Below are 23,945 nucleotides of genomic sequence, written 5' to 3'. Positions count from 1 at the left end.
CTTTTTTTTTGCCTAAAGAAAGTGATGACTGAAGCCAAAAAAGACCGCGACATCCTCGCCCGCACCTTATGGGGTGAAGCTCGCGGCGAATCCCTGGCTGGCCAAATCGCTGCGGCCTGGACCATCCGCAACCGTGTGAATGACGGCAAGGCCAGGTCGTGGTAGGGCGTCAATCACAGTTATGCGGTGTTTGCCTGGTACCGCATCGCATTCTGTTTACTAACTCTGGCGACATGGTTTTTGGGTTGGGTCGACTGGAATCATCTCTCGGAAGGGGCATAGGTTTTGTAGGAGATTCCCCGCCGCCAAGGCGCCGCGCTGTCGCGCAGCAAACAAGTGAATGCGCCCGGCATCAAGCACGACGATGAGAGGCTGGTACCGCAACGGCATGTAGCGTCAGAGCAGACTTGTTAGGATAAAAGGATGCACGCGGGACAGAGACCGTAACCCGCATTGGTGTGTCAGCACCCGCGTAAGAGAGTGGTCCGCACGGTATCGGCGTGGAGTCATTGTCGGCACAGCAAGCTGCGACCACGTATGTGAGAGTGAATCCTTTCGCCACCGTGTGCCCCGCGTGCGCCCATTATCCTGCGAGTCTTTGCAATGGTGCACAAGAATCCTCAGCAACGTTTTGAAGTTGTTCACTCTGACTGTGCGGGTATCGACATTAGGAGCCAGGCTTGCCGGCGAAGGCGCTCTCAAGGACGCCTTCGCCGGCAAGCCTGGCTCCTACGGAAAGCGGTTACTCGCTTAACTGACTGGACACCACTCCTACAAAATTTAAAGCTTGTTAACCCCCGCCAACGGCAGGCTGATGCGCTGTTCACGCTGCAGGAAATTCATCATCAGCAGCACCCGTTCCTCGCCGTCCATGGCCAGGAACACCGCTTCGAGATCGGAAAACGGGCCTTCAGTAATGCGCACCGTATCCCCATGCCTCAACAACGTTGCCACGATCGCCTGGCTGTCTCGCTCCTGGAGCTCGTCGATCAGCGCATCGCGGATCGGCAGTGGCTGACCGCCGAACCCAACGACGCGCGAAACACCGCGGGTCGAGCGCAGCGGGCCCCAACTGTCCTGAAGGCTCAGTTGAATAAACAGATAGCCCGGAAACAGCGACTCGCTGATCACTCGACGCTGCCCGCGCAAAACGCGTTCACGCCGGTAGGTCGAGCGAAAACAGGCATAGCCCTGACGCTGTAAATGTTCTTCGGCGCGCTCATCCTGTTTGGGTTTGCACTGAAGCAGATACCAGGCTTTGTCGGCGTGTTCTGCAATCGCGTTCATTCGAATTCCCTCCCTGCATCGATTTGCCCTAGCAGTTCGGCGGTTTTGTGCTGCATGAGCACGCTGTCGCCGCGACTTTCCACGGTCAGGCAAGTCACGCAACCCTCGTCCAAAAGACGCAAGCTGAGACGCCAGTCGGCAAAGACCAGGTTCAGCCCATCGCTCTCGTCTATGTCGAGGGCATCGGCGGCATAACGTTGCCTGATGCTCGCCAGCAACGCCGGACCATCCTTGACTTGGCGGCGGATCTCCCCGGAGGAGGGAAAAGCGCCGATGCGCTCCACCAGCAGCACCGGCGGTTTCTGCACGCGGGGAAAAATCAGCTCCGATGCATAGGCGCGCACGATGAGGTACGCGAGGTTGTTCTTAAGGTCAGCGCCATACGGGCGGCGACTGTCACCTGCCTTGAAACCGCTCAATGTCTTCATAGAGGCTTCGTCCATGGGGAAATAAAGACCATAAAATCAATTCGATAACGCACCCGTTTGTCAGGGTTCAGCGCCGTCACCAGGTGTTCTGATGCAGGTGCTCGAAACAGAAGTTAGTGGCTTCGATGTAACCTTCAGCGCCGCCGCAATCGAAGCGTTGGCCCTTGAACTGGTAAGCAAGCACGCAGCCATTTTGGGCCTGCTTCATCAAGGCGTCGGTGATCTGGATTTCACCGCCCTTGCCAGGCTCGGTGTCAGCGATCAGATCGAAGATGTCAGGGGTCAAAATGTATCGACCGATGATAGCCATGTTGGACGGGGCATCTTCCGGGCGGGGTTTTTCGACCATGCTATTGACCCGGTAAATACCCTCGCGAATCAGCTCGCCGGCAATTACGCCGTACTTCTGAGTCTGCTCACGGGGCACTTCCTGAATCGCCACGATCGAGCAGCGGAACTGCTGATAGAGCTTGATCATTTGCGCCAGTACGCCATCGCCCTCAAGGTTCAGGCACAGGTCGTCAGCCAACACCACGGCGAACGGCTCGTCACCGATCAACGAACGACCGCTGAGAATCGCGTGACCCAGGCCCTTCATCTCTACCTGGCGTGTATAGGAAAAAGTGCAGGTATCGATCAGCTCTCGAGTGCCTTCCAGGTACCGCTCTTTATCGGTACCACGAATCTGGTGTTCCAGCTCGAAGCTGACATCGAAATGATCCTCCAGTGCTCGCTTGCCCCGGCCGGTGACGATGGCCATATGTTGCAGGCCGGCGTCGCGTGCTTCCTCGACGGCGTACTGGATCAGCGGCTTATTGACGATCGGCAGCATCTCCTTCGGCATGGCTTTTGTGGCGGGCAAAAAGCGGGTCCCATAGCCGGCAGCGGGGAATAGGCATTTACGAATCATGAAAGCGTCCTTGAAAGTAGACAGATGAATGGCTAATGGCAGTAGGGAAGGTTCGACTCATGTTGTCGAAACCGGTATCGCTGGAGAGTGCGGGCTCTAAATGGCCCGATTACTCGAAAAGCATGTTCGCAACCCTGCATGGGCAACGAAAGGTCTGTACGCCATGTTTCGCACAAGGCGCAGGCAGAGGGCAGATCTGCAGATCGGTTCGCCGGTGAGCAAGCCTGGTTGTTCCATGGCAGGTTTGCGATTCAACTGGCTATATATAACTTTGTTGTCCAACGCGTCCCTTAGTCAACGACTAGCCATAATGTTCGGCACGTACTGGCAATATACTAGCGGAACAGCTATACATTAACTGTTCCGCTATTTCGGTGTAATTTAGATTGAACGGTCGCGGGAAAACCGCAATTGTTAGAAATTGTCTGGATAAATTCACGAACTGTTATTTTCGGCATTAATTAGCGAAATGTTATTTTTTGTCTGAAGAAAAAATTGGGAGGTATTCAAACCTCATGGTAATAAATACGCACTGATTGTTTGAAAAATTCAGTTGCAGTTACCGGGCTATAAATACCCGGATTCATTCGTAGTTTAAAGCTCTTATGTTCGGCAAGTGCTATGTCACCGCCAATGTTGACAAGACGGGGAATGTTATCTTGCTTAAAAGGGTTTTGATTGTCTGCGTCGGCAATATTTGCCGCAGTCCCACCGCGGAGCATCTGCTGCGCGGGGCACTCGTTCATTCCGATATCGAGGTCAGTTCGGCTGGCCTCGCTGCCGTGACGGGCAAACCTTTCGAGCCGACGGCACACGCAGTACTCACGGAGCATGGTCATCTGCCCCACGAGCACCAGGCCGTTCAGCTTACGTCTCAAGCCGTTAGTGATGCGGACTTGATTCTGGTGATGGAGCGACGGCATGTCAGCGGGGTCCTCAATATAGCCCCTGAAGCGCGAGGCAAAGTGTTGCTGCTGGGCAAGTGGCAAGACGATCGCGAAATCAGCGACCCCTACCGTCAAGGCAAACCTGCTTTTGTGCACGCTTATGCGTTGATCGAAGAAGCCGTACTCGCATGGGCACAGCGCCTGGCGCGCTGATGGCCACTCCTTTTTGAATTGTAAAACAGGCAAAGAATCCGACTTATGCAGCAAGCACCGGTAGTCAACGTGCGGGACGACGACAATGACGAGATTGATCTTCTCGGCTTGTTTGGGACACTTATCGACCATAAATGGCTGATTGCTGCGGTTACCGGTGCCTTTATGGCGGCTGGTGTAGCGTATGCGGTTTTGGCGACGCCGGTATACCAGGCGAATGCGTTGTTGCAGGTCGAAGCGAAGAAGAACGATTTGTTGGGCTTCTCCGATGTCGGCAGCATGTTGGGAAAAGAGTCGCCTTCGGCGACAGAGATCGAGTTGATCAAGTCTCGTGCTGTGATTGGCAAGACGGTCGATAACCTGAAACTTGATATCGTCGTACAACCGATGTACTTCCCGGTTGTCGGTGAGTTCCTGGCACGTCGATTCAAGAATAGTAATCCCGGTGAAATAGCCGACCCCTTGTTGGGGTTGAACAGTTACGCCTGGGGAGGGGAGTCGCTGAAGATATTCAAACTCAATCTTCCCGACTCGCAGCTGGGCAAGAAGTTGACTCTGACCACGGGTGAGAATGGGCATTACACCCTGGTGGACGAAGATGACAACCTATTGGCCGCCAGTCAGACGGGACAACTGTTCGAACAAAATGGCCTTGCGGTTCAGATAGAGGAAATGCACGCCAATCCGGGGACCCGTTTCAAAATCATCCGCAATTCTCGTCTAAGCAGCATCCTCGACTACCAAGAGGGTTTAGAGGTATCCGAGCGAGGAAAAGAGTCGGGCATTATCGGGTTGGCGCTGGAAAGCACAGATCCGAATCAGGCCATTAAAACACTCAATGAAATCGCCGCTATTTATGTTCGGCAAAACGTAGAACGCACTTCCGCTGAGGCAGCGCAGAGCCTGGCGTTTCTCAAAGAGCAACTTCCGGTGGTCAAGAAGGACTTGGAGAAAGCCGGGAATGCCTTGAATGAATACCAGACGCGCAGCAAGTCTGTGGACATCACGCTCGAAACCAAAGCCATTCTCGATCAGATTGTCGGGCTCGATACCAGCATCTCCGAGTTGAAGTTGCAACAAGCCGAAATGGACCGCAAGTTCACCCGGCAACATCCCGCCTATCGCGCATTATTGACCCAGATCGGTGAATTGAGCAGCAAGCAGAAAAGTCTGGCGAGCAAGGTGGAGGGCCTTCCTTCCACCCAGCAAGAATTGCTGAACCTTACCCGGGATGTAGAAGTCGGTACGGCCATTTATACCCAACTGCTGAACAAATCTCAGGAGCTGGATGTGATGCGAGCGGGTACGGTCGGTAACGTGCGTCTGATCGACACTGCGGACGTCAACTTTTTCCAGCCGGTCAAACCGAAAAAAGCTTTGATTGTACTGATCGCCACACTTCTTGGCGGCTTCCTGGCGGTGGCCCTGGTGCTGGTACGCAAGGCGCTGAACCGGGGATTGGAAAGCCCGGAAGCCATCGAGCAGCTTGGGTTGCCAGTCTACGCGTCGATTCCTTACAGCATTTTGCAGAAAACCGAAGAAGACAAAGTCTCCCGCGGACGAGGGCGTTCCGCAGGTTCTACTTTGCTGGCCATCAGTCATCCTACCGATCTGGCAATTGAGGCATTGCGCAGTTTGCGCACCAGTCTGCACTTCGCCATGCATGAGGCCGACAATAACCGCCTGATGATTTCCGGGCCTAGCCCCCAAGTGGGTAAAACGTTCGTATCGGTCAACCTCGCGGTGGTGATAGCGCAAACCGGGTTACGGGTATTGTTGATCGACGTAGACATGCGTAAGGGCTATCTGCACAAAGTGTTAGGTACTTCTGCAGATAATGGGCTTTCCGACATCTTGGCCCGGCGCTGCGATATGGCCACCGCCATCCATAAGACCCAAATCGACAACTTCGATTTTGTTAGTCGAGGCCAGATTCCGCCCAACCCTTCCGAGCTACTGATGCACGCCAATTTCAGTGCGCTATTGGAACAGGCGAGTGAACTCTACGATCTGGTGATTCTCGATACGCCGCCATTACTGGCGGTGACAGATGCGGCGATCGTCGGACGCCAGTCCGGGACCAATCTGATTGTTACGCGCTATGGCCTGAACCCGGCGAAAGAAATCGAGTTGACGGTCCGCCGGTTCTCCCAGAATGGCGTTGCCATTAAAGGTGCGATTTTTAACGGCGTGGAGAGAAAGGCGTCCAATAAGTATGGCTACAGTGATTATGGTTATTACAACTATGCTTATGCTTCCGACAAAAACTGATAGGTATCGAGCAGATCGCGTCATAAGTTCAGATGTTTGAAGGCGTTGCTGTTGTTCTTGAATTCTTATTGTTATTGCTGCACCGGATCATTAGCCAACAGGCATGATCAAACCGATATTTCATAGAGACACTACGTCCTGAGGAAGATGACGAAAAATCCTGGGGCGGTAGCGTGTTCAATAGGGTCGCTAGAAAGTTTCGAACTTTCCCCGAGCTAACTGGAGATATGAATGAACATAACAGTAATTGGAACCGGTTATGTAGGACTGGTCACTGGCGCATGTTTTGCAGAGATGGGACACACAGTAGTCTGCGTTGATGTAAACAAGATAAAAGTCGAAAGACTAAAAAATGGAATTATTCCTATATACGAACCTGGCTTGGAAGAAATCGTAGTCAGAAACTACAAAGAAGGCAAACTCCAATTCACTGATTCGTTATCCGATGGGATGAGTGTTTCTGACATCTTATTCATTGCAGTTGGCACACCTCCAGGTGAAGACGGTTCTGCAGACCTGAAGTATGTAATTGATGTAGCGACGGAAATTGGCAAAAACCTAAAACACCCGACCGTGATTGTCGATAAGTCGACAGTACCCGTAGGAACGGCTGCTAAAGTTAGCGCTGTTATTTCGGAAGAATTACAAAAAAGAAATATTGATATTGCATTTGAAGTAACATCAAATCCAGAGTTTTTAAAAGAAGGAGCTGCAGTCAACGACTTCATGCATCCTGACAGAATCATCATTGGAGCAGATACGAGTTTCGCTAAAGAGTTAATGACTGAACTCTATGCGCCTTTTGTTAGGAACCATCCAAGAATAATGTTCATGAGCGTTCGATCTGCGGAAATGACTAAATATGCCGCAAATGCGATGCTAGCAACAAAGATTTCGTTTATGAACGAAATAGCGAATCTCTGTGAAAAATTAGATGTAGATGTTGAAAGTGTCAGGCTGGGTATCGGAGCAGATAGCCGTATTGGTTATCACTTCATTTATGCTGGGTGTGGATATGGGGGATCTTGTTTTCCAAAAGATGTAAAAGCGCTCATTAATATGGCCCATCAAAACGATTTTGAACCTAAAGTACTACAGGCGGTGGAGGATCGTAATGAAGCTCAAAAACATCGTTTATTTGAGAAAATAACCGATCATTTTGGCCATGAGCTAAAAGGTAGAACTTTTGCAGTATGGGGCTTATCGTTCAAGCCTGGTACAGATGACATGCGGGAAGCTCCAAGCATAACTCTTATTGAAAAGTTAACTAAGGCTGGTGCTAAAGTCAAAGCCTTCGATCCAGTCGCCATCGAGGCTGCCAGAGCCGAATTCCCTCATAATTATGAAACCGATGGGTTGTTGGAGTTTTCAGAAGCTCAATATGAAGCTGCTATTGATGCTGATGCGCTAGTGCTCGTCACAGAATGGAAGCCATTTCGTAGACCCGATTTCAAGGCTTTAAAGAAGCTTTTAAGATCTCCGGTTATTTTTGACGGTCGAAATCAATACTCACCGGAGCAACTAAAGGCTGATGAATGGCAATATTATGGTATAGGCCGATAGCCAAATGAACCTGGGAGAAGCGAGCTTCTCCCTCCAAACTTGAATTATTTAAATTGAAAAATCCAATCAAGAGTATGTTAAGAAAAATAGCATCAAAGCTTCATCTAAGAGAAGGAGAGAATCAAAATATACTAAAAAACATAATAATTTTAGCTAGTGGAAGTAGCGCAGCAAAAGTTATTAGCTTGGTTAGTATTCCAATAATAACGAGACTTTACACGCCAGAGCAATTTGGAGTGTATACTCTATTTGCATCAATCATATTTATATTGTCCCCCTTTGGATCATTTCGATATGCCGCAGCAATTCCTCTTCCTAAAAGGAGCGAGATTGCACTTTGCTTATTAATTATAAGTATCTCAAGCTTGTTGCTCATTTCTTTCGCAGCATCACTTATACTATTTTTTTACTCAGATTATATTTTTGGCTTTTTGTCCGTGTCACAGCTAACACCCTTTTGGTTTCTCTTGATTTTTGGCTTCTTGGGCGCCGGAGTCTACGAGGCGTTGTGTAACTGGGCGATTAGAAGTAAAAACTTCAAATCCATCGCAAAAACTAATGTTAACCAAGCATTATCTGGCGCTATTTCTAAGATTCTACTAGCACTATTGGGCGTAGGAAAAATTGGGCTTTTAATTGGTCATATACTAAATCAAGTAGGTGGAAGCTACTCACTTGCTAAAAGCACTTATGCGGATATTAGAGTGATAAGTGGCAAGCGCATAACAAGACAAAATGTATTGTTTACTATGCGGTATTTTTCAGAGTTTCCTGCATTCAGGCTGCCCTCCCAAATTTTACTTACACTGTCAATGCAAGCTCCTGCTTTATTTATGTCGTCAATGTATGGCGCGGAGGTTGCAGGGCAACTTGGACTAGCACTAATGGCTTTAGCTCTACCTGTGGCCCTTATCGCGCAAACTACAGGCCAAGCGTACTACGCGGAAATTTCGAAAATAGGTAGAAAAAATAATCTAGAGATTCTAAAACTAACGAAATTTTTAGCAAAAAAACTAATCTTGCTGGGTATTTTACCTACCATAATTATAGCTGTTTTAGGTCCGTTGATTTTCTCATTGTTCTTTGGGGCGCAATGGAAAGAGGCAGGTGTTTACTGTAGTCTTCTCTCCATATACTTATTGAGTCAGTTTGTTGCAAATCCCATATCTAACGCTCTCAACGTATTTAAACAACAGAAGAAATTGCTCATCATCAATTTCGTGCGACTGCTACTGACCGGGTCTGTTTTTGCTGTTTCGGCATATTTTAGATTTACTCCGAAAGAAGCCATCGCACTATATAGCGTGGTGCTTTCTCTTCATTATATTGGTGCATCCATCACCGTAATCAATACAATACGTCGACAATTGAGTTAATGACTTATGAAATTAAAGAAAATATATTTTGAGCCCGCCGGCCAGATAGAGAATACCGGGGATCTATTGATCAATAAGGTAGCACTGGATTTAGTTCGTAAATACGGAGAAATTATCGTTAACGATAACGATACTCCGCGCTGGTTTGTCGACGAAATTACCGGCGGGAACGACACATTAGCTTCGTCCAGTAATTCTAGTTTATTCGCTTCGATATTTTTCGAGGCTATTAGAAGAAGAAGTGAGACATATTTATTGTTACCTCCTGGGGATATTTCTAGAAAAGGGATGAAATCCTCCATTGGTACAATAGTAAAATCTTCTAAATTATTTATTTTGCGCTTGGTGGGGTGCAAGATTATACGGTTGGGCTTCTCAATTGGGCCATTTGATAAAGCTAATGCGATATCTGAGTCAATTCAATCTTTCGCCTATCGTGTATATGGCGTAAGAGATAGTCACTCGCTGAAATTTGGAAAAGATATTCGTATAAATAATTTAATTTTTTTTCCAGATTTCTCTTGGTATTACAAGCCAGATACCGATCGGCTCGGAACATTTGAGCATGAAAACCATATAGTGTTAAGCTTTAGATCCAACGCGAATGGTATAAAACACGACTCAAGCTATCTGGAAAAAATTAAAGAAATTTTATCTAGATTTTTAGCTGAAAATCCATCGTCGAGCAAAGTTACTATATGCTATCAAGTGGCGTACGATAGAGAAGGGTGCCGTGACCTTTATGATGAACTTAGAAAAAAGAATCATCATTTGCAATTTGAGTTCATTGATAAAAAGCTATCTCTAAGTGAGTGCAATGAAATCTACTCGAAATCAAGTCTAGTAATAAGTAATAGGCTACATGTTTTGATGCTGGCAGCAATAAATGGGGCAAAAATAATCGCCCTAACCAAATTAGGCCACAATAAAAAAATCGCCAATCTGTTCGCAGATAACAGAATTGATGCGTGCATCGTCAATAGTCTTGAAGATACTGACCAATGCACAAAAAAATTAAGAGAGTCCGTAGCCAATAGTAAACAAACACAGTTGAATTTTGAAAGCGCTGTTGAGCAAAATAGAATGCGCATAGATACGACGATGTCTGCCATATTTAACTGATAAAATCGCAATAACTGGAAAGTAAATTTCATAAATGTAATGAATTTTAAAGTAAGGGCGCCGAGCTGTTGAAGTCCGAAGCCTACTTAATAGTATAGTCGCTGGAGGAGTATCAATGAATAAGGCGGTTTTGCCGTTGGTCTCTGTATATATTTCTACACACAACCGACTTAACAAATTGCAACGAGCGATTAACTCTGTTCTAAATCAAGATTATCCGTATATAGAAATCATTATATGCGATGACGGTTCGACTGATGGCACCCAAGAGTATATGCGGCAATTAATACTAGATTCCCCTAGCGTTCTATACAAACGAAATGACACTCCCAAAGGAGCATGCAGCGCTCGAAATCTCGGTATATTTTCTGCAAAAGGAGAGTTTGTCACAGGCTTGGACGATGACGACGAGTTTCATCCAAATAGAATTTCAATGTTGCTACAACATTGGAAGTCCGAATATGCGTTTATTTGCAGCAATCATACTGATCAGTACGCAAGCGGGAAACGCAACAAATATTATAAAGGGGCCTCCAGGATAGTAAAGCCTGATGATCTTTTACTTGATAATATTGCATCAAATCAAATCTTCACTAAAACCGAATATTTGAAGTCAATAGGAGGTTTTGATACTAGCGTTAAGAGACTTCAAGATTGGGATACGTGGCTCCGCTTATCCAAGCAGCACGGCCAGGGCTTTAGGCTATCCAACTCACTTTACATCATGCATCACGATGATCTGGACACGAATAGAGTGTCTCGGAATATGACATTTAGTACGGCGCTTGACGCATTATTTCAAAGGAATAAAAAGCATTATGACAAAAAATCAACGTATTTACTTCAATCAAAAATTCGACTAATTCAAAAGAAATTTACGATTTTAGATATGATAAAGAATTGCTGGCTTAAAAAAAATATAAAACCCGTATTTCAATACCTAACTCAACATATTAATAATATTGATATATAAAAAATGAATAATTTGTTGAGTTTGATCAGGAGTCAGATTTCACCAATACATATTTATTTGTATGCATTGATCGTATTGCCCGCTTCAAGCTTCATACCAATAAAAATTGGGTCTTTTGCTTTTGCAGTTTTATATCTTTGCTACAAAATCACTATAAAAGGAACATTCAACAAAGCCACGAAAAACCTATTAATCTGGTTAGTGGTTTGGATCGCGATACTGTTGACAGCTTTTTTAAGCTCGATAACTGTAACTAAGTATAATGAATATCACAGTCGTGCGCTTTTCTCTTACTTTGGGTTTTTGCTTTCAGTGTTTTTTATGCTGATCGCTGTCAGATCAAAAACTATAAGTTTGAAGGAGCTTTTTAAAGCAATCGTCTACGCCTCTTTCATATATAGCGTTTTTAAAACGTTGCTTATTTTTTCTACTGTATTTGGTTTTATTAGCGTTCGAGCGCTTCAGGAACTCATACGCAATTTTATAGGATCTTCGGTTGTAAGTTTCTGGTCAGAAGATGCAGCAATTGCCAGGATTTCATTCGGAAATGACATCATAATACCTTTTGTCGCATCTTTCGTTTTGTTGTTTTCGGATCATAAGATTTTTTCGTATAAGTTTACTTATTTATATATCATCATCGCAATGGTTTCGACATCACTTGGGTTTACTAGGTACATATGGATTCTCAACGCATACATTTTGGTTGGCTACATAATAATAGTGAAGGGGAATATAAAAATCGCCTCTGTTTCTGCGTTTTTATTTGCCTGTACATATGTTTTGATTTTAAATATAGATTGGCTAAATGAAATCATAAACATACGGTCGCAGGACTCAACATCTATTGATATGAAAAATCAGCAGGCTGTTTTGCTAATAACAGAGGCTCAGAATCATATCGTATTGGGTAATGGGCTTGGCGGCTATATTCAAACATTTATAAGAAGCCCTTATCAGCCTTATCTCTACGAAGTCCAGTGGGCAGCACTGCTCATGCAGTTAGGTGTTGTTGGGTTGCTGGTGCTTGCTATAGGGTTAATATTAATTATCCCAGCTTCCGCCTTAACGCTTAGAGCTGGCGCAGTGAAACGTAAGGAGGCGTTGTATCTAATAATACTGTATGGGTTGTGGTTGGGTTCTGGAATGACAAATCCTTACTTGTTTATCATGACATCATCAGTTTCATATGTGTTGTTCTATTTGTTTTTTAGAGTTAAGCCTGAATAGTCCAGGTCTCTTTGTCTTTATGCCAAATTCAATTTTACAAGGGGTGGATCAAGTGAAACTCAACTTTGAAACTAACGAGCCAGCAGTAACAATTTTAATGTCAACTTATAATGGTGAAGATTTTCTTGTGGAGCAACTTGATTCGATATTGAATCAATCATATAAGAATTGGGAGTTGCTCATCAGAGATGATGGTTCGACCGACAATACGATGAGCTTAATTGGTGTATACTCACAAAAAGATATTAGAATAAAATATATTCATGATGACTTTGGGAATCAAGGCTCAGCAAAATCATTTGCATTGCTCCTTAAACACGTTAAAAATGAATATTTTATGTTTTCCGATCAAGATGATGTCTGGCTCCCTGAAAAGGTCGCTATCACCATCCAAGCATTTACTCCAAGCAAAGATCCCCAGCTTGTATTTACAGATCTGCAGGTCGTTGATAGAAATCTAAAGGTCTTATCGAACTCCTTTATGGCAATGTCTCGATTTGACACTTCCGTTGGAGTAACATTCCCAAAACTTATACTCCAAAACATTGTCGTCGGTTGTACTTCTGCAGGAAACAAAGCTCTTATTGATAAGAGTGGTTTGTTGACGTGTGACCCTAACGATGCACTTGTCATGCACGATTGGTGGCTCGCCTTGACTGCTTGTGTCTTTGGGCGCTTAACCTATGTTGATAGTCAAACAATATTATATAGGCAACATGGAAGGAACCATCTTGGTGTCAAGAGACTAAATCTAAAATACTATGTTTCTTTGTTGTTGAATAGTAAGCCTTGGTTAAAGGCGCGAGATTATTTAGATCGCGTTACTTCTCAAGCTTCTAGCTTTTACGCACTTAATAAAACTCACCTCTCAAGCATTCAAAAAATGCAGATAGAGATGCTTATTGAGGCTCGGACTAAATCTCCATTTTTAACGCTTATAAAGTGTTTTGCTCATAAAGTTTCCATGCATAAATTTGATCGAAATTTTGCTCTACTTATATCTGTGTGGGGAGGGAGTTCTCGTGAGACCTGGAAAAAAATCGATCGCTAAGTTAATTCTACTGGCATTGGTTTCTTATCCCATAAGTTTGTATGCGGACATTAGCGTTGGTGTTTATTATTTTCCCGGCTGGCTTAAATCTGCACCATTGAAGCCCAATGATCCTTGGTTGAAAATAAAAAAATATCCGGAAAAAAAACCATTGAATGGATGGTACAAAGATGGGGACCCACACACAACGGAGCAGCAAACTACCTGGATGCACAAAGCAGGAATAGATTTTGTAATTTATGATTGGTACTGGTTAGAAAATCATGGTGTTACCCTTAATCAGACAATTGACTCCTTTATAGCATCTAAATCAAAAAATGGAATTGAGTTTTCTATCCTTTGGGCTAATCACTTTAATTCGCCGCGATCCATGAGAACTTTCGATAAGGTTGTTGAGTATTGGATTGCTAATTATTTTTCTTCTTCCGATTATAAAACAATAGATGGCAAGCCGGTTGTTTTTATTTTTTCGCCTCAAGAATTAGATAGGCAAGCTCGTAGCTTCGGAAGTTCTTCAAAGGAATTAATTGATAGAGCTCGAGAAAAAGCAGTAAGTTCAGGGCTTAATGGCATATATTTTGTTGGCGCAAGCCAAGCTTTAAGCACTAACCTATTTAATATAACAAAAGATGGTTATGACGCGCTCACGGCATACAATTACCACTACGGTGTGTCAGGAGAGCACAATAAATCCACTAAGCCTTCCACAAGCTATCAAGAGTTGACCGACGGCTACGAGCAGTCATGGCAATGGATCATTGATAATACTAAAATCCCCTATTTTGTTCCTGTAACTTCCGGGTGGGACAAACGTCCTTGGGGAGGTAGTAAAGACTTGAGTCACGATAACTCAACGAGTACACCTGAGCAGTTTGGTTATCATGTTTCTGCTGCAAAGAAATTTATTGAAACGCACCACAAAAAGACACTAGGTCATATGGTTATATGTTGCTGGAATGAATATGGTGAAGGCTCTTACATCGAGCCCACGAAAAAATTTGGCACTGATTATATTAGGGCTTTAAAACAATCTCTCGACAAAAAAGACTAACCATATGAAGCATAAAAATTTATATATATTGGGCATACGAGGTGTTCCTGCCAAACATGGCGGCTTCGAAACTTTTGCAGAAAAACTCGCACTTTACTTAACAAGCAACGGTTGGAAGGTCACCGTTTATTGTCAGGAAGAAGGTATTGGGAGTACTACCTCCACAGAATGGAATGGAATTCAAAGAATACATATTCCGATCGCCAATACCGGCGTGGCGGGTACAGTGTTTTTCGACTGGAAGGCCACCGTCCATGCGCTGGACCAGAAGGGGTTGTTTCTGACCCTCGGCTACAACACTGCGGTGTTCAATATTCTGCAGCGGGTCAAGGGCCAGACCAATGTCATCAATATGGATGGCATCGAATGGCGGCGGGAGAAGTGGGGGCCGGTGGCGAAAACGTGGTTCTGGCTGAACGAGCGGGCGGGTTGCTGGATCGGCAACCACTTGGTGGCCGACCACCCGAAAATCAAGGATCACCTGACCACCCGGGTCAACGATTCGAAGATCACCATGATTCCCTATGGGGGGGACCGGGTGAACGAGGCAGATCCGGCCGCCTTGGCCAGCTATGGCTTGGAGCCCCATGGTTTCTCGGTGGTGATTGCCCGACCGGAGCCGGAGAACTCCTTTCTGCAGGTCGTCAAGGCCTTCAGCAGCAAACGCCGTAACCATAAGTTGGTGGTGCTGGGCAACTTCACGCCAGAGAAGAACGAGTACCACAAGCGGGTGATGGACGCGGCCGGCGAGGAAGTGATCTTCCCCGGCGCCATCTATGAGGCGGCGGTGGTCCAGGCCCTGCGGTTTTTCAGCCGCTTTTACATCCATGGCCATCGAGTAGGGGGCACCAACCCTTCGCTGGTGGAGGCATTGGGCGCCGGTTGCTCGGTGATTGCCCATAACAACCATTTCAACCGTTGGGTCGCTGGTGATGCAGCGGTGTACTTCGACGACGAGCACGACTGTGCCAAGTTGTTCGAGAAGTACTTGCGCGACGACCACAACCATTTGATCGCGGCGATGAAGGCTGAAAGCACCCGTCGCTTCAACGAAAAGTTCACTTGGGAAAACATCCTTTCCCAATATGAAAAATTACTGATCCAGTGGTACCCCAGGGAGTACAACAAGTGACCCAACGTATTATCGTCACCGGCGGTGCCGGTTTTATCGGCTCTGCCGTCGTTCGCCATCTGATCGACAACACCGATGTGAGTGTGCTCAATATCGACAAGCTCACCTACGCTGGCAATACCGAGTCCCTGGCGTCGGTGGCGGGCAGCTCCCGGTATGAATTCCAGCAGGTGGATATCTGCGACACCGAGGCGCTGCACGAACTGTTCGCGCGTTTCCAACCCGATGCGGTGATGCACCTGGCGGCCGAATCTCATGTAGACCGTTCCATCGACAGCCCCTCGGACTTCATCCAGACCAACATCGTTGGCACCTACAGCATGCTGGAAGCCAGCCGTCGCTATTGGTCAGGGCTGGCGGCGGAGCAGAAACAGGGCTTTCGCTTCCACCATATCTCCACCGATGAAGTCTATGGCGACCTGGAAGGCACCGACGATCTGTTCACCGAGACCACGCCCTACGAGCCGAGCTCGCCGTACTCGGCATCTAAGGCCGGCTCCGATCACCTGGTGCGCGCCTGGCATCGCACGTATGGCTTGCCAGTATTGGTCACCAACTGCTCGAACAACTATGGGCCCTTCCACTTCCCCGAGAAGCTGATCCCCCATGTGATTCTCAATGCCATCCACGGTAAGCCGTTGCCGGTATATGGCGATGGCTCGCAGATCCGCGACTGGCTATTTGTCGAGGACCATGCCCGAGCCCTGTTCGAAGTGGTGTCGCGCGGCACCGTTGGCGAAACCTATAACATTGGCGGGCACAACGAGAAGCGCAACCTGCAAGTGGTGGAAACCATCTGCGAGCTGCTTGATGAGCTGCACCCACGCGATGAAGAGCTGGGCTCTTACAAGGAACTGATCACCTTCGTCACCGATCGTCCCGGGCATGATCGTCGTTACGCCATCGATGCGAGCAAGATCGAGCGTGAACTCGGTTGGCAACCACAGGAAACCTTTGAAAGCGGTATACGCAAAACGGTTCAGTGGTATCTGGAGAATCAAGGGTGGTGGCAACGAGTTCTTAGCGGTGAGTACCGCCCGGAGCGTCTTGGCCATATCGGTTGAACCATTCAAACCCTGCCTCTATTAAACCTTGAAAGGAATCCTCATATGAAAGGCATCATTCTGGCGGGCGGCTCCGGCACTCGCTTGCATCCCATTACCCGTGGCGTATCCAAACAACTGCTGCCGGTCTACGACAAGCCGATGATTTATTACCCGCTGTCGGTATTAATGCTGGCGGGCATTCGCGAGATATTGATTATTTCCACGCCGCAGGACTTGCCCAACTTCCAGAACCTGTTGGGTGACGGTTCTTCTTTCGGCATTGAACTCAGCTATGCCGAACAACCTTCTCCCGATGGCCTGGCCCAGGCTTTTCTGATTGGCGAGGACTTCATCGGCGACAGCAATGTGGCGCTGATTCTGGGCGACAACATCTTCTACGGTTATGGCTTCAGTGCCTTGTTGCGCGAAGCGTCACAACGACAATCTGGCGCCACCGTCTTCGGTTATCGAGTCAGCGATCCGGACCGTTTTGGTGTAGTCGAGTTCGACAGCGAAGGCAAGGCGATTTCGATCGAAGAGAAGCCGAAACATCCGAAGTCCGACCATGCCGTCACCGGTTTGTATTTCTATGACAAAGACGTTGTAAGCATTGCCAAGCAAGTCAAGCCTTCGATCCGCGGCGAGCTTGAAATCACTGACGTGAACAATGCGTATCTGCAGCGCGGGGATTTGCACGTCAGTGTGCTGGGGCGTGGTTTTGCCTGGCTGGACACCGGAACCCATGATTCGTTGATGGAGGCCGGGCATTTTGTCCAGACCATCGAAGCGCGTCAGGGTTTGAAAGTGGCTTGTCTGGAGGAGGTGGCCTACCACCAGGGTTGGTTGTCGGCCGCGGAACTGGATAAACAAGCCACGGCGTTACATAAAACCGGCTACGGCCAATACCTGGCACGGGTACTGACGACGGAGCCTGCGAGATGAATGTCATCAACACTCGGTTACCCGGTGTACTGATCATCGAGCCTAAAATCTTCGGCGATGCCCGTGGGTTCTTTCTCGAGAGCTATCATGAGCAGCGTTATCGCGACGCCGGCATCGACTTGCCTTTCGTCCAGGACAATCACTCACGCTCGCAGTATGGGGTGTTGCGTGGTTTGCATTTCCAGCGGACTCGGCCCCAGGGCAAGTTGGTGCGGGTCACCCAAGGGGCAGTGTACGACGTGGTGGTAGACATCAATCCTGAATCCCCGACATGTGGTGAACATGTGGGGGTCAAGTTGACCGCCGACAACCATCTTCAGCTATGGGTACCGCCAGGTTATGCCCACGGCTTTTGCGTGCTCAGCGATATCGCCGATTTTCAATACAAATGCACTGACCTGTATTTTCCCGAGGACGAGGGTGGGTTGCTCTGGAATGATCCGGAGCTGGACATTGCCTGGCCATTGGAATCGCCCCAACTTTCGGAAAAAGACCAACGCAATCCACGGTTGCGTGTGGTGTTGAACGGGGAATGACTGACCCGTCATTGTCTATAATTAACATTAACTATTTATGACCTGATGTTATTTACAATGACGCTCCTGGCGCACTGAAATCTTGCGGACTGGATGTCGTGAAAATCCTGACTAATAATAACAATCGGCGAAAAATAGGAGTGAGTTGCATTCGGGGTTTTTCGTGAAAAAATCGTGGTTTCGCTGGAAAATTCTTGGAAAATGCACTCAATTTCCAATTGTCACTGTCTTCTGTAAATGCTTTTACCCGTAAGGTGACCAGGTTTGGCATATGGCATGTAATGTCTATAAATGACATCCTTCAGCAGAGGCGATGGTATGAACTGGCTGGTTCAATGGGCCGGTTTTTTCGTTCTGCTGTTCCATTCCCGGTCCCTTAGTATCAAATCTAATGAAAGTTTGATGTCGAGAAGGAGTCTGATATGAAGAAGCTACTTACGGCCGGCTTGCTGGCTGTCATGAGCACCGCGGCATTGGCAGCGGATGAACCCACCAATAAACCGGCGAGCGAAGCAGTGAGCGAGCCGCTGTCCTTGAACACCCCGCTGGTCGGGGACGTGACTGTCGCCGAAACTGTGTTAATCGGCGCGGCTATCGCTGGCGCTGCAGTGGCTGCTTCAAACTCCGGTGGCAATTCCAATGGCGGTAACTCTGGCACGGGTGGTACCACCGGCACTGGCGGTACGACCGGTACCAACTAATACCCCGCGAAGTGTGTTGTTCAAGATCACTCAGAGTTCTCTGGGTGATCTTGTTTTAGATCTGCCCTCGACTAGCGTAGTGCCATTTATGATCCGTAGATTATCTGTTGTTATGCTGGCAAGCATCAGCTTGCACGGCTGTATGTTTTCGCCTGGTCAACACATGGACACCAGTCAAATGGTCAGTGATGGTTCTCCGGAAAGTAGCCGGGTGGAGCTTATTCCGATCACGCCTAAATTGATTGCCATGGATGCCGCCACGCAAGTTCGCGAATCGGTCCCTTCGATATTGACGTCCTATGTGCCTGGCGGTTATCGCGTGGGCGCCAATGATCTGTTGTTTATCACGGTCTGGGATCATCCCGAGTTGACGGCGCCTTCAGGGCCGCAACAGCAACTTGATGCCAACGGTCGTCTGGTGCGCCCGGACGGCACGCTGTTTTATCCCTATATCGGTAATATTCCAGCCGCGGGTAAAACCATTGAAGAGCTGCGAGCCTATATCGCCGAGCGTTTATCACAATTTGTCGAAAGCCCACAGGTTGACGTCAGCGTTTTGCGCTTCGCCAGCCAAACCGTGGTGGTTTCCGGTGCGGTACTCAAAGCCGGCCAACAGCCGATCACCACCACCCCACTGAGCGTAGTGGAGGCCGTTGGCGCGGCCCGTGTGGATCCGTTGAACGCAGATCTGTCAGGCCTGACGTTGACCCGTGACGGGCGCGAATACAAGCTGGATCTGGACACGCTCAATCGCCAGGACTCACAGCTCCAGGGCGTCTACCTCAAGGGTGGCGACCGGTTGTACTTGCCTTATAACGACCAAAAGCGAATCTATGTCATGGGTGAGGTCAACCAGCCTCGCGCGCTGAGCTTCAAGAGCAAATCGATCAACCTGACCGATGCTCTGGGCACGGTGGGTGGCTTGAACCAGACCACCTCCAATGGCAACGCGGTGTACGTGATTCGCGGCGCGGATAACCTGGAAACCGAACCGGCCAAAGTGTTCCAGCTCGATGCCGAATCCCCTTCGGCCTTGGTATTGGCCACTCGTTTCGACTTGCAGCCGCAAGACATCGTCTATGTCGGCCCGGCGGGTGTGACGCGCTGGAACCGTTTGATCAGCCAGCTTCTGCCTACGGCCGCAGTCCTCGGCACCGGCGCCAACGCTGTTAATAACGTCGACGAAATTAACAGCAGATAAGGCTCTATCCCGCCGTGAAAATTTTGCCTACCTGCGCCTGTCTGACGATGGCGCTCTTGTTGTGCGGCTGTAACCCGTTGATGAGGGCCTCCTTGGACACTCTTGAAGAGTCCGTCACGGGACCTGCCTCCATCAAATTGACCCAGGCTCAGGTCGACGCCGTGCCTTATCCGCAGATCCTGGTCACCACCACCTCCAGCGAGGGGGTGATGGCCATGGCTCGCCGGCGTGGCGATCTACAGTTCTGGGTCGCTTCCGGCAAGCAAGTGTTGATGATGCGTGACGGTTTGGTGGTGCGTACCGTCGGGCTGGGCGTTTCTCTGGACGGCACTCGCTTCAATGATGAGTCGCCGTTCAAACGCGGCCTTCAGCAGTTATCCGACGGTTACACCAGCACACGCTGGATCGACATCTACGACGGCAATCGAGTCGGTATCGCGGTCAACAGCCGTTTCAGCCCCCACGGCATCGAGACCATCAGTATTTTGGACAAGGATTACGCCTTGCTGCGCATCGACGAGCAGGTGGATGCACCCACCTTGAATTTCCGCGCCACTAACCGCTACTGGGTCGATCCCCAGGACGGTTTCATCCTGCGCAGCGAGCAGCATCTGACGCCGCAGCTGTTCCTGAAAATCGTGCAGTTGCGCCCTGATCGGGGAGCTGGCCGGTGAAGTGTCCGAACCTTCTATTGCTTGGCTTGCTCTTGATCGGCCCGGGCGTGGGGCACGCTGGCGTCACGGTCAGCGGCGATGTGCGCAGCCCGGGCCACTTCGATGTCAAGCCCGGGGTACGTTTACTGGATGCCATTCACAGCGCCCAACCCAACGCCGAGAGTTATTGGCTGGGGGCGGCCTGGCTGCATCGCTCACTGGAGGATCAGCAGGCCCGGCTGAAGGCCGGCGTACTGTTCGATCTGAAACTGGTGCAACGGGGTGCCTTGCTCGATGGCAAAGAAGCGCGAGCGGATTTGAGTGCGCGCCTATATGAACAGATCGAGCGACTGCCGGTTACCGGCCGCCAGATAGCGGTACTGGACCCGATCGCCGTGGAAGTGGGATTCGCCCGCAATGCTCGGCTGGATGACGGCGACCGTCTGATTTACCCGATGCGACCTTCCTCCGTGGAAGTTCTCGGGGCAGTCGTGCAGCCCTGTCAGGTGCCTTACCGTGCCCTGCAGGAAGTAAGTGCCTATGCGCGCGATTGCGCCATTCTCGACGGCGCCGAGCGCGATTATCTGTGGTTGATCCAGCCCAATGGCCAGGTGCGGCGCGTAGGTGTGGCGGCATGGAATCGTGAGGAGGGCGTCGTGGCCGCTCCCGGCAGCAGGATTCTGGTACCGATCAGGAGCGACGATCTCGAGACGCCAACCCCTGAACTCAATCAACAACTGGCCGAGTTTCTCGCCACCCAACCCCTGGCTGAGGTGGCTCCTTGAAGTGCCCGTTTAAGTTACGTTTTGCTGCTGCATTGCTCCTGCCCTGTGGATTGGCCCATGGTGAGCCGCGTTACACCCAGAGTGATTTTGGTGGCGTCGGTCTGTTACAGACCCCCACCGCGCGCATGGCCCCCGCAGGTGAATTGAGCGCTACCGCGAGTCGTACCGATCCTTACTCGCGCTACAGTTTTTCCTTGCAACCGCTAGATTGGCTGGAAGGTTCGTTTCGTTACACGGCGATCACCAACCGCAATTATGGTCCCGAGGATTTTAGCGGCGATCAGAGCTTCAAAGACAAGGCCATCGACGTCAAGGCGCGGCTGTGGGAAGAAAGTCACTGGGCGCCGCAGATCGCTGTCGGCGCTCGGGACATCGGCGGTACCGGCTTGTTTTCCAGCGAATATTTTGTCGCCAACAAGCGTTATGAAAACCTGGATTTCAGCCTCGGTATTGCCTGGGGCTATCTGGGTAATCGAGGGGATTTCAGTAACCCGCTGGCAGTCTTCGGCAGCAAGTTCAACGACCGGCCAGAGAGCAGTGCGGCTGTCGCCAGGGCAGGGGACGTGAACACCAACGCTTACTTCAGGGGCCATCCTTCGTTGTTTGGCGGGGTTGCCTATCAAACGCCGTGGGCGCCGCTGAGCCTGAAGCTCGAATACGAGGGTAATGATTACAAGAATGAACCGCTGGACAACTCGATCAAACAGGACCTGCCGATCAACATTGGCGTGGTCTACAAGCTGGCCGACAGCATCGATCTGAGTGCTGGCTGGGAGCGGGGCAATACGGCGATGTTCGGCATCACCTTGCACACCAACTTTGTCAGCCGCAAGGCACCGGTCAAGACCTATGACCCTCCGGCTGAGCCATTACCGGTGCAGGCGCCGACAACCCCGGCTGATCAGGTCAACTGGGCTGATGTTTCCGATCGGCTGCAGCAAAATGCCGGCTATAAAGTAAAACGCATCACCCAGCGCGGTTCGGAGCTGATGGTGTATGGCGAGCAGTCCCGCTATTTCTATTCGGCCAAGGCCGTCGGGCGGGCTAGCCGGATTCTCGATAACAGCGTCAATCAAGACATCGACTGGTTCACCCTGGTAAACCAGCGTTATGACATGTCCATCGAGGAAACCAGTGTGCCGCGGGAAACCTTCCGCGCGGTCGTGAACAACGACCTGCCGATGAAGGATCTGCACCGTACGACCGAGGTCAATCCGGCGACAGCGCACCGGGAAACCACGCTCTACACCCAAGCGCTGGAACCGTTCAGCTATGGCTTGGGCCTGGGCTACAAACAGAACATCGGCGGTCCCGATGGATTGCTCTATCAGTTCACCGCCGATGCCGACGCGGAGTACCGTTTCACCCGCAATACCTGGTGGAGCGGTTTGCTCAGTGCCAACCTGCTGAACAACTTCGACAAGTTCACCTACGACGCGCCGAGCGGGCTGCCGCGAGTGCGTACTGATCTGCGCCAATACATGACCACCTCCGACGTGATGATGCCGACCTTCCAGTTCAACCATGCGGTGCAACTGGATCGGGATTTGTATGGCATGGCCTACGGCGGCTATCTGGAGTCCATGTATGCCGGGGTCGGCAGCGAAGTGCTGTATCGACCCACGGGGAAACGCTGGTCGGTGGGCGCGGATCTGAACTTCGTACGTCAGCGTGATTACAATCAGGGCTTCGGTCTGCGTGACTACCAGACCGTAACGGGACATATCACCAGCTATACTCAGTTGCCCAATGACATGCTTGCAGCGGTCAGTGTGGGACGTTATCTGGCGCGGGACTGGGGTACCACTGTGGACTTGTCGCGGGAATTCAAGAATGGCGTGAAATTTGGCGGCTGGGTCACGCTGACCAGCGCGTCGAAGGAGGAATATGGCGAGGGCAGCTTCGACAAAGGGATCTATGTTTCCATCCCGTTTGACGAGTTGTTGAGTACCTCCACCATGCGCCGGGCCAATATCGTTTGGGCACCATTGACCCGCGATGGCGGTGCACGTCTGAGCCGCACCTATTCACTGCAGACCATGACCGACGGACGTGACAGCGACCTGTTCTACAACAACTTCGAGAAAATTACCGAATGATCACGTGGCTCAAAGGCCTGGTTGAGTTGCCATTCTGGCTCCGGGGCCTGGCCTTTGCCGCAGTGACGGTGATTCTGCTGTTCGCGGGTCTGCGCTCTCAGCCAATCCCGGAACTGTTCGTCGAAGAGGACAAGCTTCATCACTGGATCGGCTTTCTGGTATTTGCGTGCAGCTGCCGCCTGACCTTTCCCAATGTGAAATTTCGCTGGATAGCCGTGGGGTGTTTGCTCACCGGCGTACTCATCGAGGCCGCGCAAGGTTTGATGCCGCTGCGCACAGCTTCGCCCTACGACATGCTGGCAAATACTATCGGGGTGTTGATGGGGTTGTTGATTTCAAGGTACTGGGTGCGTTGAAACGGCGCGAAATACCAAGCAGTCATGCCGGCATGTTGCAACCGTAGATCCTCTCTCTATCCCCCCTCCAGCAACACCTCTCTTGCCACTTCATCCAGTCAAATGCCTGGAGCCGCAGCCGAGCCTGGGTTC

At 49.6% G+C, this 23,945-nt stretch carries 22 protein-coding genes and 2 pseudogenes; 21 read left to right on the top strand and 3 right to left on the bottom strand.

The features are described from left to right. Positions 1-24: 24 nt before the first annotated feature. Positions 25-162, top strand: a pseudogene (locus tag MEB48_RS12090) (cell wall hydrolase); the annotation flags it as partial. A 9-nt stretch (positions 163-171) separates the two neighbouring features. After that, positions 172-282 (top strand): annotated as a pseudogene (locus tag MEB48_RS12085) (undecaprenyl-diphosphate phosphatase); the annotation flags it as partial. Between the two features lie 498 nt (positions 283-780). On the opposite strand, the gene rfaH reads toward MEB48_RS12085, so the two are convergent. The 3 genes from rfaH to galU form a co-directional block, all read right to left on the bottom strand. Beyond that, positions 781-1,287, bottom strand: a complete 507-nt coding sequence (rfaH, locus tag MEB48_RS12080) for a transcription/translation regulatory transformer protein RfaH (RefSeq protein ID WP_237884460.1) — start codon at positions 1,285-1,287, stop codon at positions 781-783. Further along, complete coding sequence (locus MEB48_RS12075; RefSeq protein WP_237884459.1) at positions 1,284-1,715, bottom strand: phosphomannomutase; 432 nt, start codon at positions 1,713-1,715, stop codon at positions 1,284-1,286. Before MEB48_RS12075 ends, rfaH begins: the two co-directional genes overlap by 4 nt. A gap of 76 nt (positions 1,716-1,791) precedes the next feature. Next, positions 1,792-2,625, bottom strand: a complete 834-nt coding sequence (galU, locus tag MEB48_RS12070; protein WP_237884458.1) for a UTP--glucose-1-phosphate uridylyltransferase GalU — start codon at positions 2,623-2,625, stop codon at positions 1,792-1,794. 605 nt (positions 2,626-3,230) lie between these two features. Between galU and MEB48_RS12065 the strand changes: the two genes are divergently transcribed. The 19 genes from MEB48_RS12065 (at position 3,231) to MEB48_RS11975 (ending at position 23,813) form a co-directional block, all read left to right on the top strand. Continuing rightward, the gene (locus tag MEB48_RS12065; RefSeq protein WP_237884457.1) at positions 3,231-3,725 is read left to right on the top strand and encodes a low molecular weight protein-tyrosine-phosphatase; all 495 of its coding nucleotides are present in this window, start codon (positions 3,231-3,233) and stop codon (positions 3,723-3,725) included. Between the two features lie 45 nt (positions 3,726-3,770). Next, the gene (locus MEB48_RS12060) at positions 3,771-5,996 is read left to right on the top strand and encodes a polysaccharide biosynthesis tyrosine autokinase (RefSeq protein ID WP_237884456.1); all 2,226 of its coding nucleotides are present in this window, start codon (positions 3,771-3,773) and stop codon (positions 5,994-5,996) included. 231 nt (positions 5,997-6,227) lie between these two features. After that, positions 6,228-7,559, top strand: coding sequence for a UDP-glucose dehydrogenase family protein (locus tag MEB48_RS12055; RefSeq protein WP_237884455.1), 1,332 nt, complete (start codon positions 6,228-6,230; stop codon positions 7,557-7,559). A 53-nt stretch (positions 7,560-7,612) separates the two neighbouring features. Beyond that, positions 7,613-8,935 carry a lipopolysaccharide biosynthesis protein gene (locus MEB48_RS12050; RefSeq protein WP_237884454.1) on the top strand — a complete coding sequence of 441 codons (1,323 nt, stop codon included), beginning with the start codon at positions 7,613-7,615 and terminating at the stop codon, positions 8,933-8,935. Positions 8,936-8,941: 6 nt separating this feature from the next. Next, a complete protein-coding gene (locus MEB48_RS12045) occupies positions 8,942-10,057 on the top strand; it encodes a polysaccharide pyruvyl transferase family protein (RefSeq protein WP_237884453.1) in 1,116 nt (371 codons plus the stop codon). A 115-nt stretch (positions 10,058-10,172) separates the two neighbouring features. After that, positions 10,173-11,030 (top strand): glycosyltransferase, encoded by an 858-nt coding sequence (locus MEB48_RS12040; protein ID WP_237884452.1) that lies wholly within the window; start codon positions 10,173-10,175, stop codon positions 11,028-11,030. A gap of 3 nt (positions 11,031-11,033) precedes the next feature. Further along, a complete protein-coding gene (locus MEB48_RS12035; RefSeq protein WP_237884451.1) occupies positions 11,034-12,260 on the top strand; it encodes a hypothetical protein in 1,227 nt (408 codons plus the stop codon). A gap of 19 nt (positions 12,261-12,279) precedes the next feature. Next, complete coding sequence (locus MEB48_RS12030) at positions 12,280-13,311, top strand: glycosyltransferase family 2 protein (protein WP_237884450.1); 1,032 nt, start codon at positions 12,280-12,282, stop codon at positions 13,309-13,311. Next, on the top strand, positions 13,283-14,362 hold the full coding sequence (locus tag MEB48_RS12025; RefSeq protein ID WP_237884449.1) for a glycoside hydrolase family 99-like domain-containing protein: 1,080 nt from the start codon (positions 13,283-13,285) through the stop codon (positions 14,360-14,362). The genes MEB48_RS12030 and MEB48_RS12025 overlap by 29 nt, the downstream gene beginning before the upstream one ends. A 4-nt stretch (positions 14,363-14,366) precedes the next feature. Further along, complete coding sequence (locus MEB48_RS12020; protein WP_237884448.1) at positions 14,367-15,494, top strand: DUF1972 domain-containing protein; 1,128 nt, start codon at positions 14,367-14,369, stop codon at positions 15,492-15,494. Continuing rightward, positions 15,491-16,558 carry a dTDP-glucose 4,6-dehydratase gene (gene rfbB / locus MEB48_RS12015; RefSeq protein ID WP_237884447.1) on the top strand — a complete coding sequence of 356 codons (1,068 nt, stop codon included), beginning with the start codon at positions 15,491-15,493 and terminating at the stop codon, positions 16,556-16,558. Before MEB48_RS12020 ends, rfbB begins: the two co-directional genes overlap by 4 nt. A gap of 45 nt (positions 16,559-16,603) precedes the next feature. Then, complete coding sequence (rfbA, locus tag MEB48_RS12010) at positions 16,604-17,482, top strand: glucose-1-phosphate thymidylyltransferase RfbA (protein WP_237884446.1); 879 nt, start codon at positions 16,604-16,606, stop codon at positions 17,480-17,482. After that, positions 17,479-18,018 (top strand): dTDP-4-dehydrorhamnose 3,5-epimerase, encoded by a 540-nt coding sequence (gene rfbC / locus MEB48_RS12005; RefSeq protein WP_237884445.1) that lies wholly within the window; start codon positions 17,479-17,481, stop codon positions 18,016-18,018. Before rfbA ends, rfbC begins: the two co-directional genes overlap by 4 nt. Before the next feature lie 422 nt (positions 18,019-18,440). Next, complete coding sequence (locus MEB48_RS12000; protein ID WP_237884444.1) at positions 18,441-18,719, top strand: hypothetical protein; 279 nt, start codon at positions 18,441-18,443, stop codon at positions 18,717-18,719. Positions 18,720-18,807: 88 nt separating this feature from the next. Then, a complete protein-coding gene (locus tag MEB48_RS11995) occupies positions 18,808-19,920 on the top strand; it encodes a polysaccharide biosynthesis/export family protein (protein ID WP_237884443.1) in 1,113 nt (370 codons plus the stop codon). A 14-nt stretch (positions 19,921-19,934) separates the two neighbouring features. Continuing rightward, positions 19,935-20,594 (top strand): YjbF family lipoprotein, encoded by a 660-nt coding sequence (locus MEB48_RS11990; RefSeq protein ID WP_330932703.1) that lies wholly within the window; start codon positions 19,935-19,937, stop codon positions 20,592-20,594. After that, a complete protein-coding gene (locus MEB48_RS11985) occupies positions 20,591-21,358 on the top strand; it encodes a capsule biosynthesis GfcC family protein (protein WP_237884441.1) in 768 nt (255 codons plus the stop codon). The genes MEB48_RS11990 and MEB48_RS11985 overlap by 4 nt, the downstream gene beginning before the upstream one ends. Beyond that, complete coding sequence (locus MEB48_RS11980; RefSeq protein WP_237884440.1) at positions 21,355-23,457, top strand: YjbH domain-containing protein; 2,103 nt, start codon at positions 21,355-21,357, stop codon at positions 23,455-23,457. The genes MEB48_RS11985 and MEB48_RS11980 overlap by 4 nt, the downstream gene beginning before the upstream one ends. Then, positions 23,454-23,813 carry a VanZ family protein gene (locus tag MEB48_RS11975; protein WP_237884439.1) on the top strand — a complete coding sequence of 120 codons (360 nt, stop codon included), beginning with the start codon at positions 23,454-23,456 and terminating at the stop codon, positions 23,811-23,813. The genes MEB48_RS11980 and MEB48_RS11975 overlap by 4 nt, the downstream gene beginning before the upstream one ends. Positions 23,814-23,945 lie beyond the last annotated feature (132 nt).

The organism is Pseudomonas sp. PGPR40 (assembly GCF_022014505.1).
In the GTDB taxonomy this organism is placed as follows: Bacteria; Pseudomonadota; Gammaproteobacteria; order Pseudomonadales; family Pseudomonadaceae; genus Aquipseudomonas.
Note: the sequence above shows the minus strand (reverse complement) of the source record. Positions and strands in the feature narration are given on the sequence as shown.

Bases quoted from the DNA above. Each gene is read 5' to 3' on its own strand.
- rfaH (WP_237884460.1), bottom strand. From the start codon at position 1,287: ATGAACGCGATTGCAGAACACGCCGACAAAGCCTGGTATCTGCTTCAG.
- MEB48_RS12075 (WP_237884459.1), bottom strand. From the start codon at position 1,715: ATGAAGACATTGAGCGGTTTCAAGGCAGGTGACAGTCGCCGCCCGTAT.
- galU (WP_237884458.1), bottom strand. From the start codon at position 2,625: ATGATTCGTAAATGCCTATTCCCCGCTGCCGGCTATGGGACCCGCTTT.
- MEB48_RS12065 (WP_237884457.1), top strand. From the start codon at position 3,231: ATGTTCGGCAAGTGCTATGTCACCGCCAATGTTGACAAGACGGGGAAT.
- MEB48_RS12060 (WP_237884456.1), top strand. From the start codon at position 3,771: ATGCAGCAAGCACCGGTAGTCAACGTGCGGGACGACGACAATGACGAG.
- MEB48_RS12055 (WP_237884455.1), top strand. From the start codon at position 6,228: ATGAACATAACAGTAATTGGAACCGGTTATGTAGGACTGGTCACTGGC.
- MEB48_RS12045 (WP_237884453.1), top strand. From the start codon at position 8,942: ATGAAATTAAAGAAAATATATTTTGAGCCCGCCGGCCAGATAGAGAAT.
- MEB48_RS12040 (WP_237884452.1), top strand. From the start codon at position 10,173: ATGAATAAGGCGGTTTTGCCGTTGGTCTCTGTATATATTTCTACACAC.
- MEB48_RS12035 (WP_237884451.1), top strand. From the start codon at position 11,034: ATGAATAATTTGTTGAGTTTGATCAGGAGTCAGATTTCACCAATACAT.
- MEB48_RS12030 (WP_237884450.1), top strand. From the start codon at position 12,280: ATGCCAAATTCAATTTTACAAGGGGTGGATCAAGTGAAACTCAACTTT.
- MEB48_RS12020 (WP_237884448.1), top strand. From the start codon at position 14,367: ATGAAGCATAAAAATTTATATATATTGGGCATACGAGGTGTTCCTGCC.
- rfbA (WP_237884446.1), top strand. From the start codon at position 16,604: ATGAAAGGCATCATTCTGGCGGGCGGCTCCGGCACTCGCTTGCATCCC.
- rfbC (WP_237884445.1), top strand. From the start codon at position 17,479: ATGAATGTCATCAACACTCGGTTACCCGGTGTACTGATCATCGAGCCT.
- MEB48_RS12000 (WP_237884444.1), top strand. From the start codon at position 18,441: ATGAAGAAGCTACTTACGGCCGGCTTGCTGGCTGTCATGAGCACCGCG.
- MEB48_RS11995 (WP_237884443.1), top strand. From the start codon at position 18,808: ATGATCCGTAGATTATCTGTTGTTATGCTGGCAAGCATCAGCTTGCAC.
- MEB48_RS11975 (WP_237884439.1), top strand. From the start codon at position 23,454: ATGATCACGTGGCTCAAAGGCCTGGTTGAGTTGCCATTCTGGCTCCGG.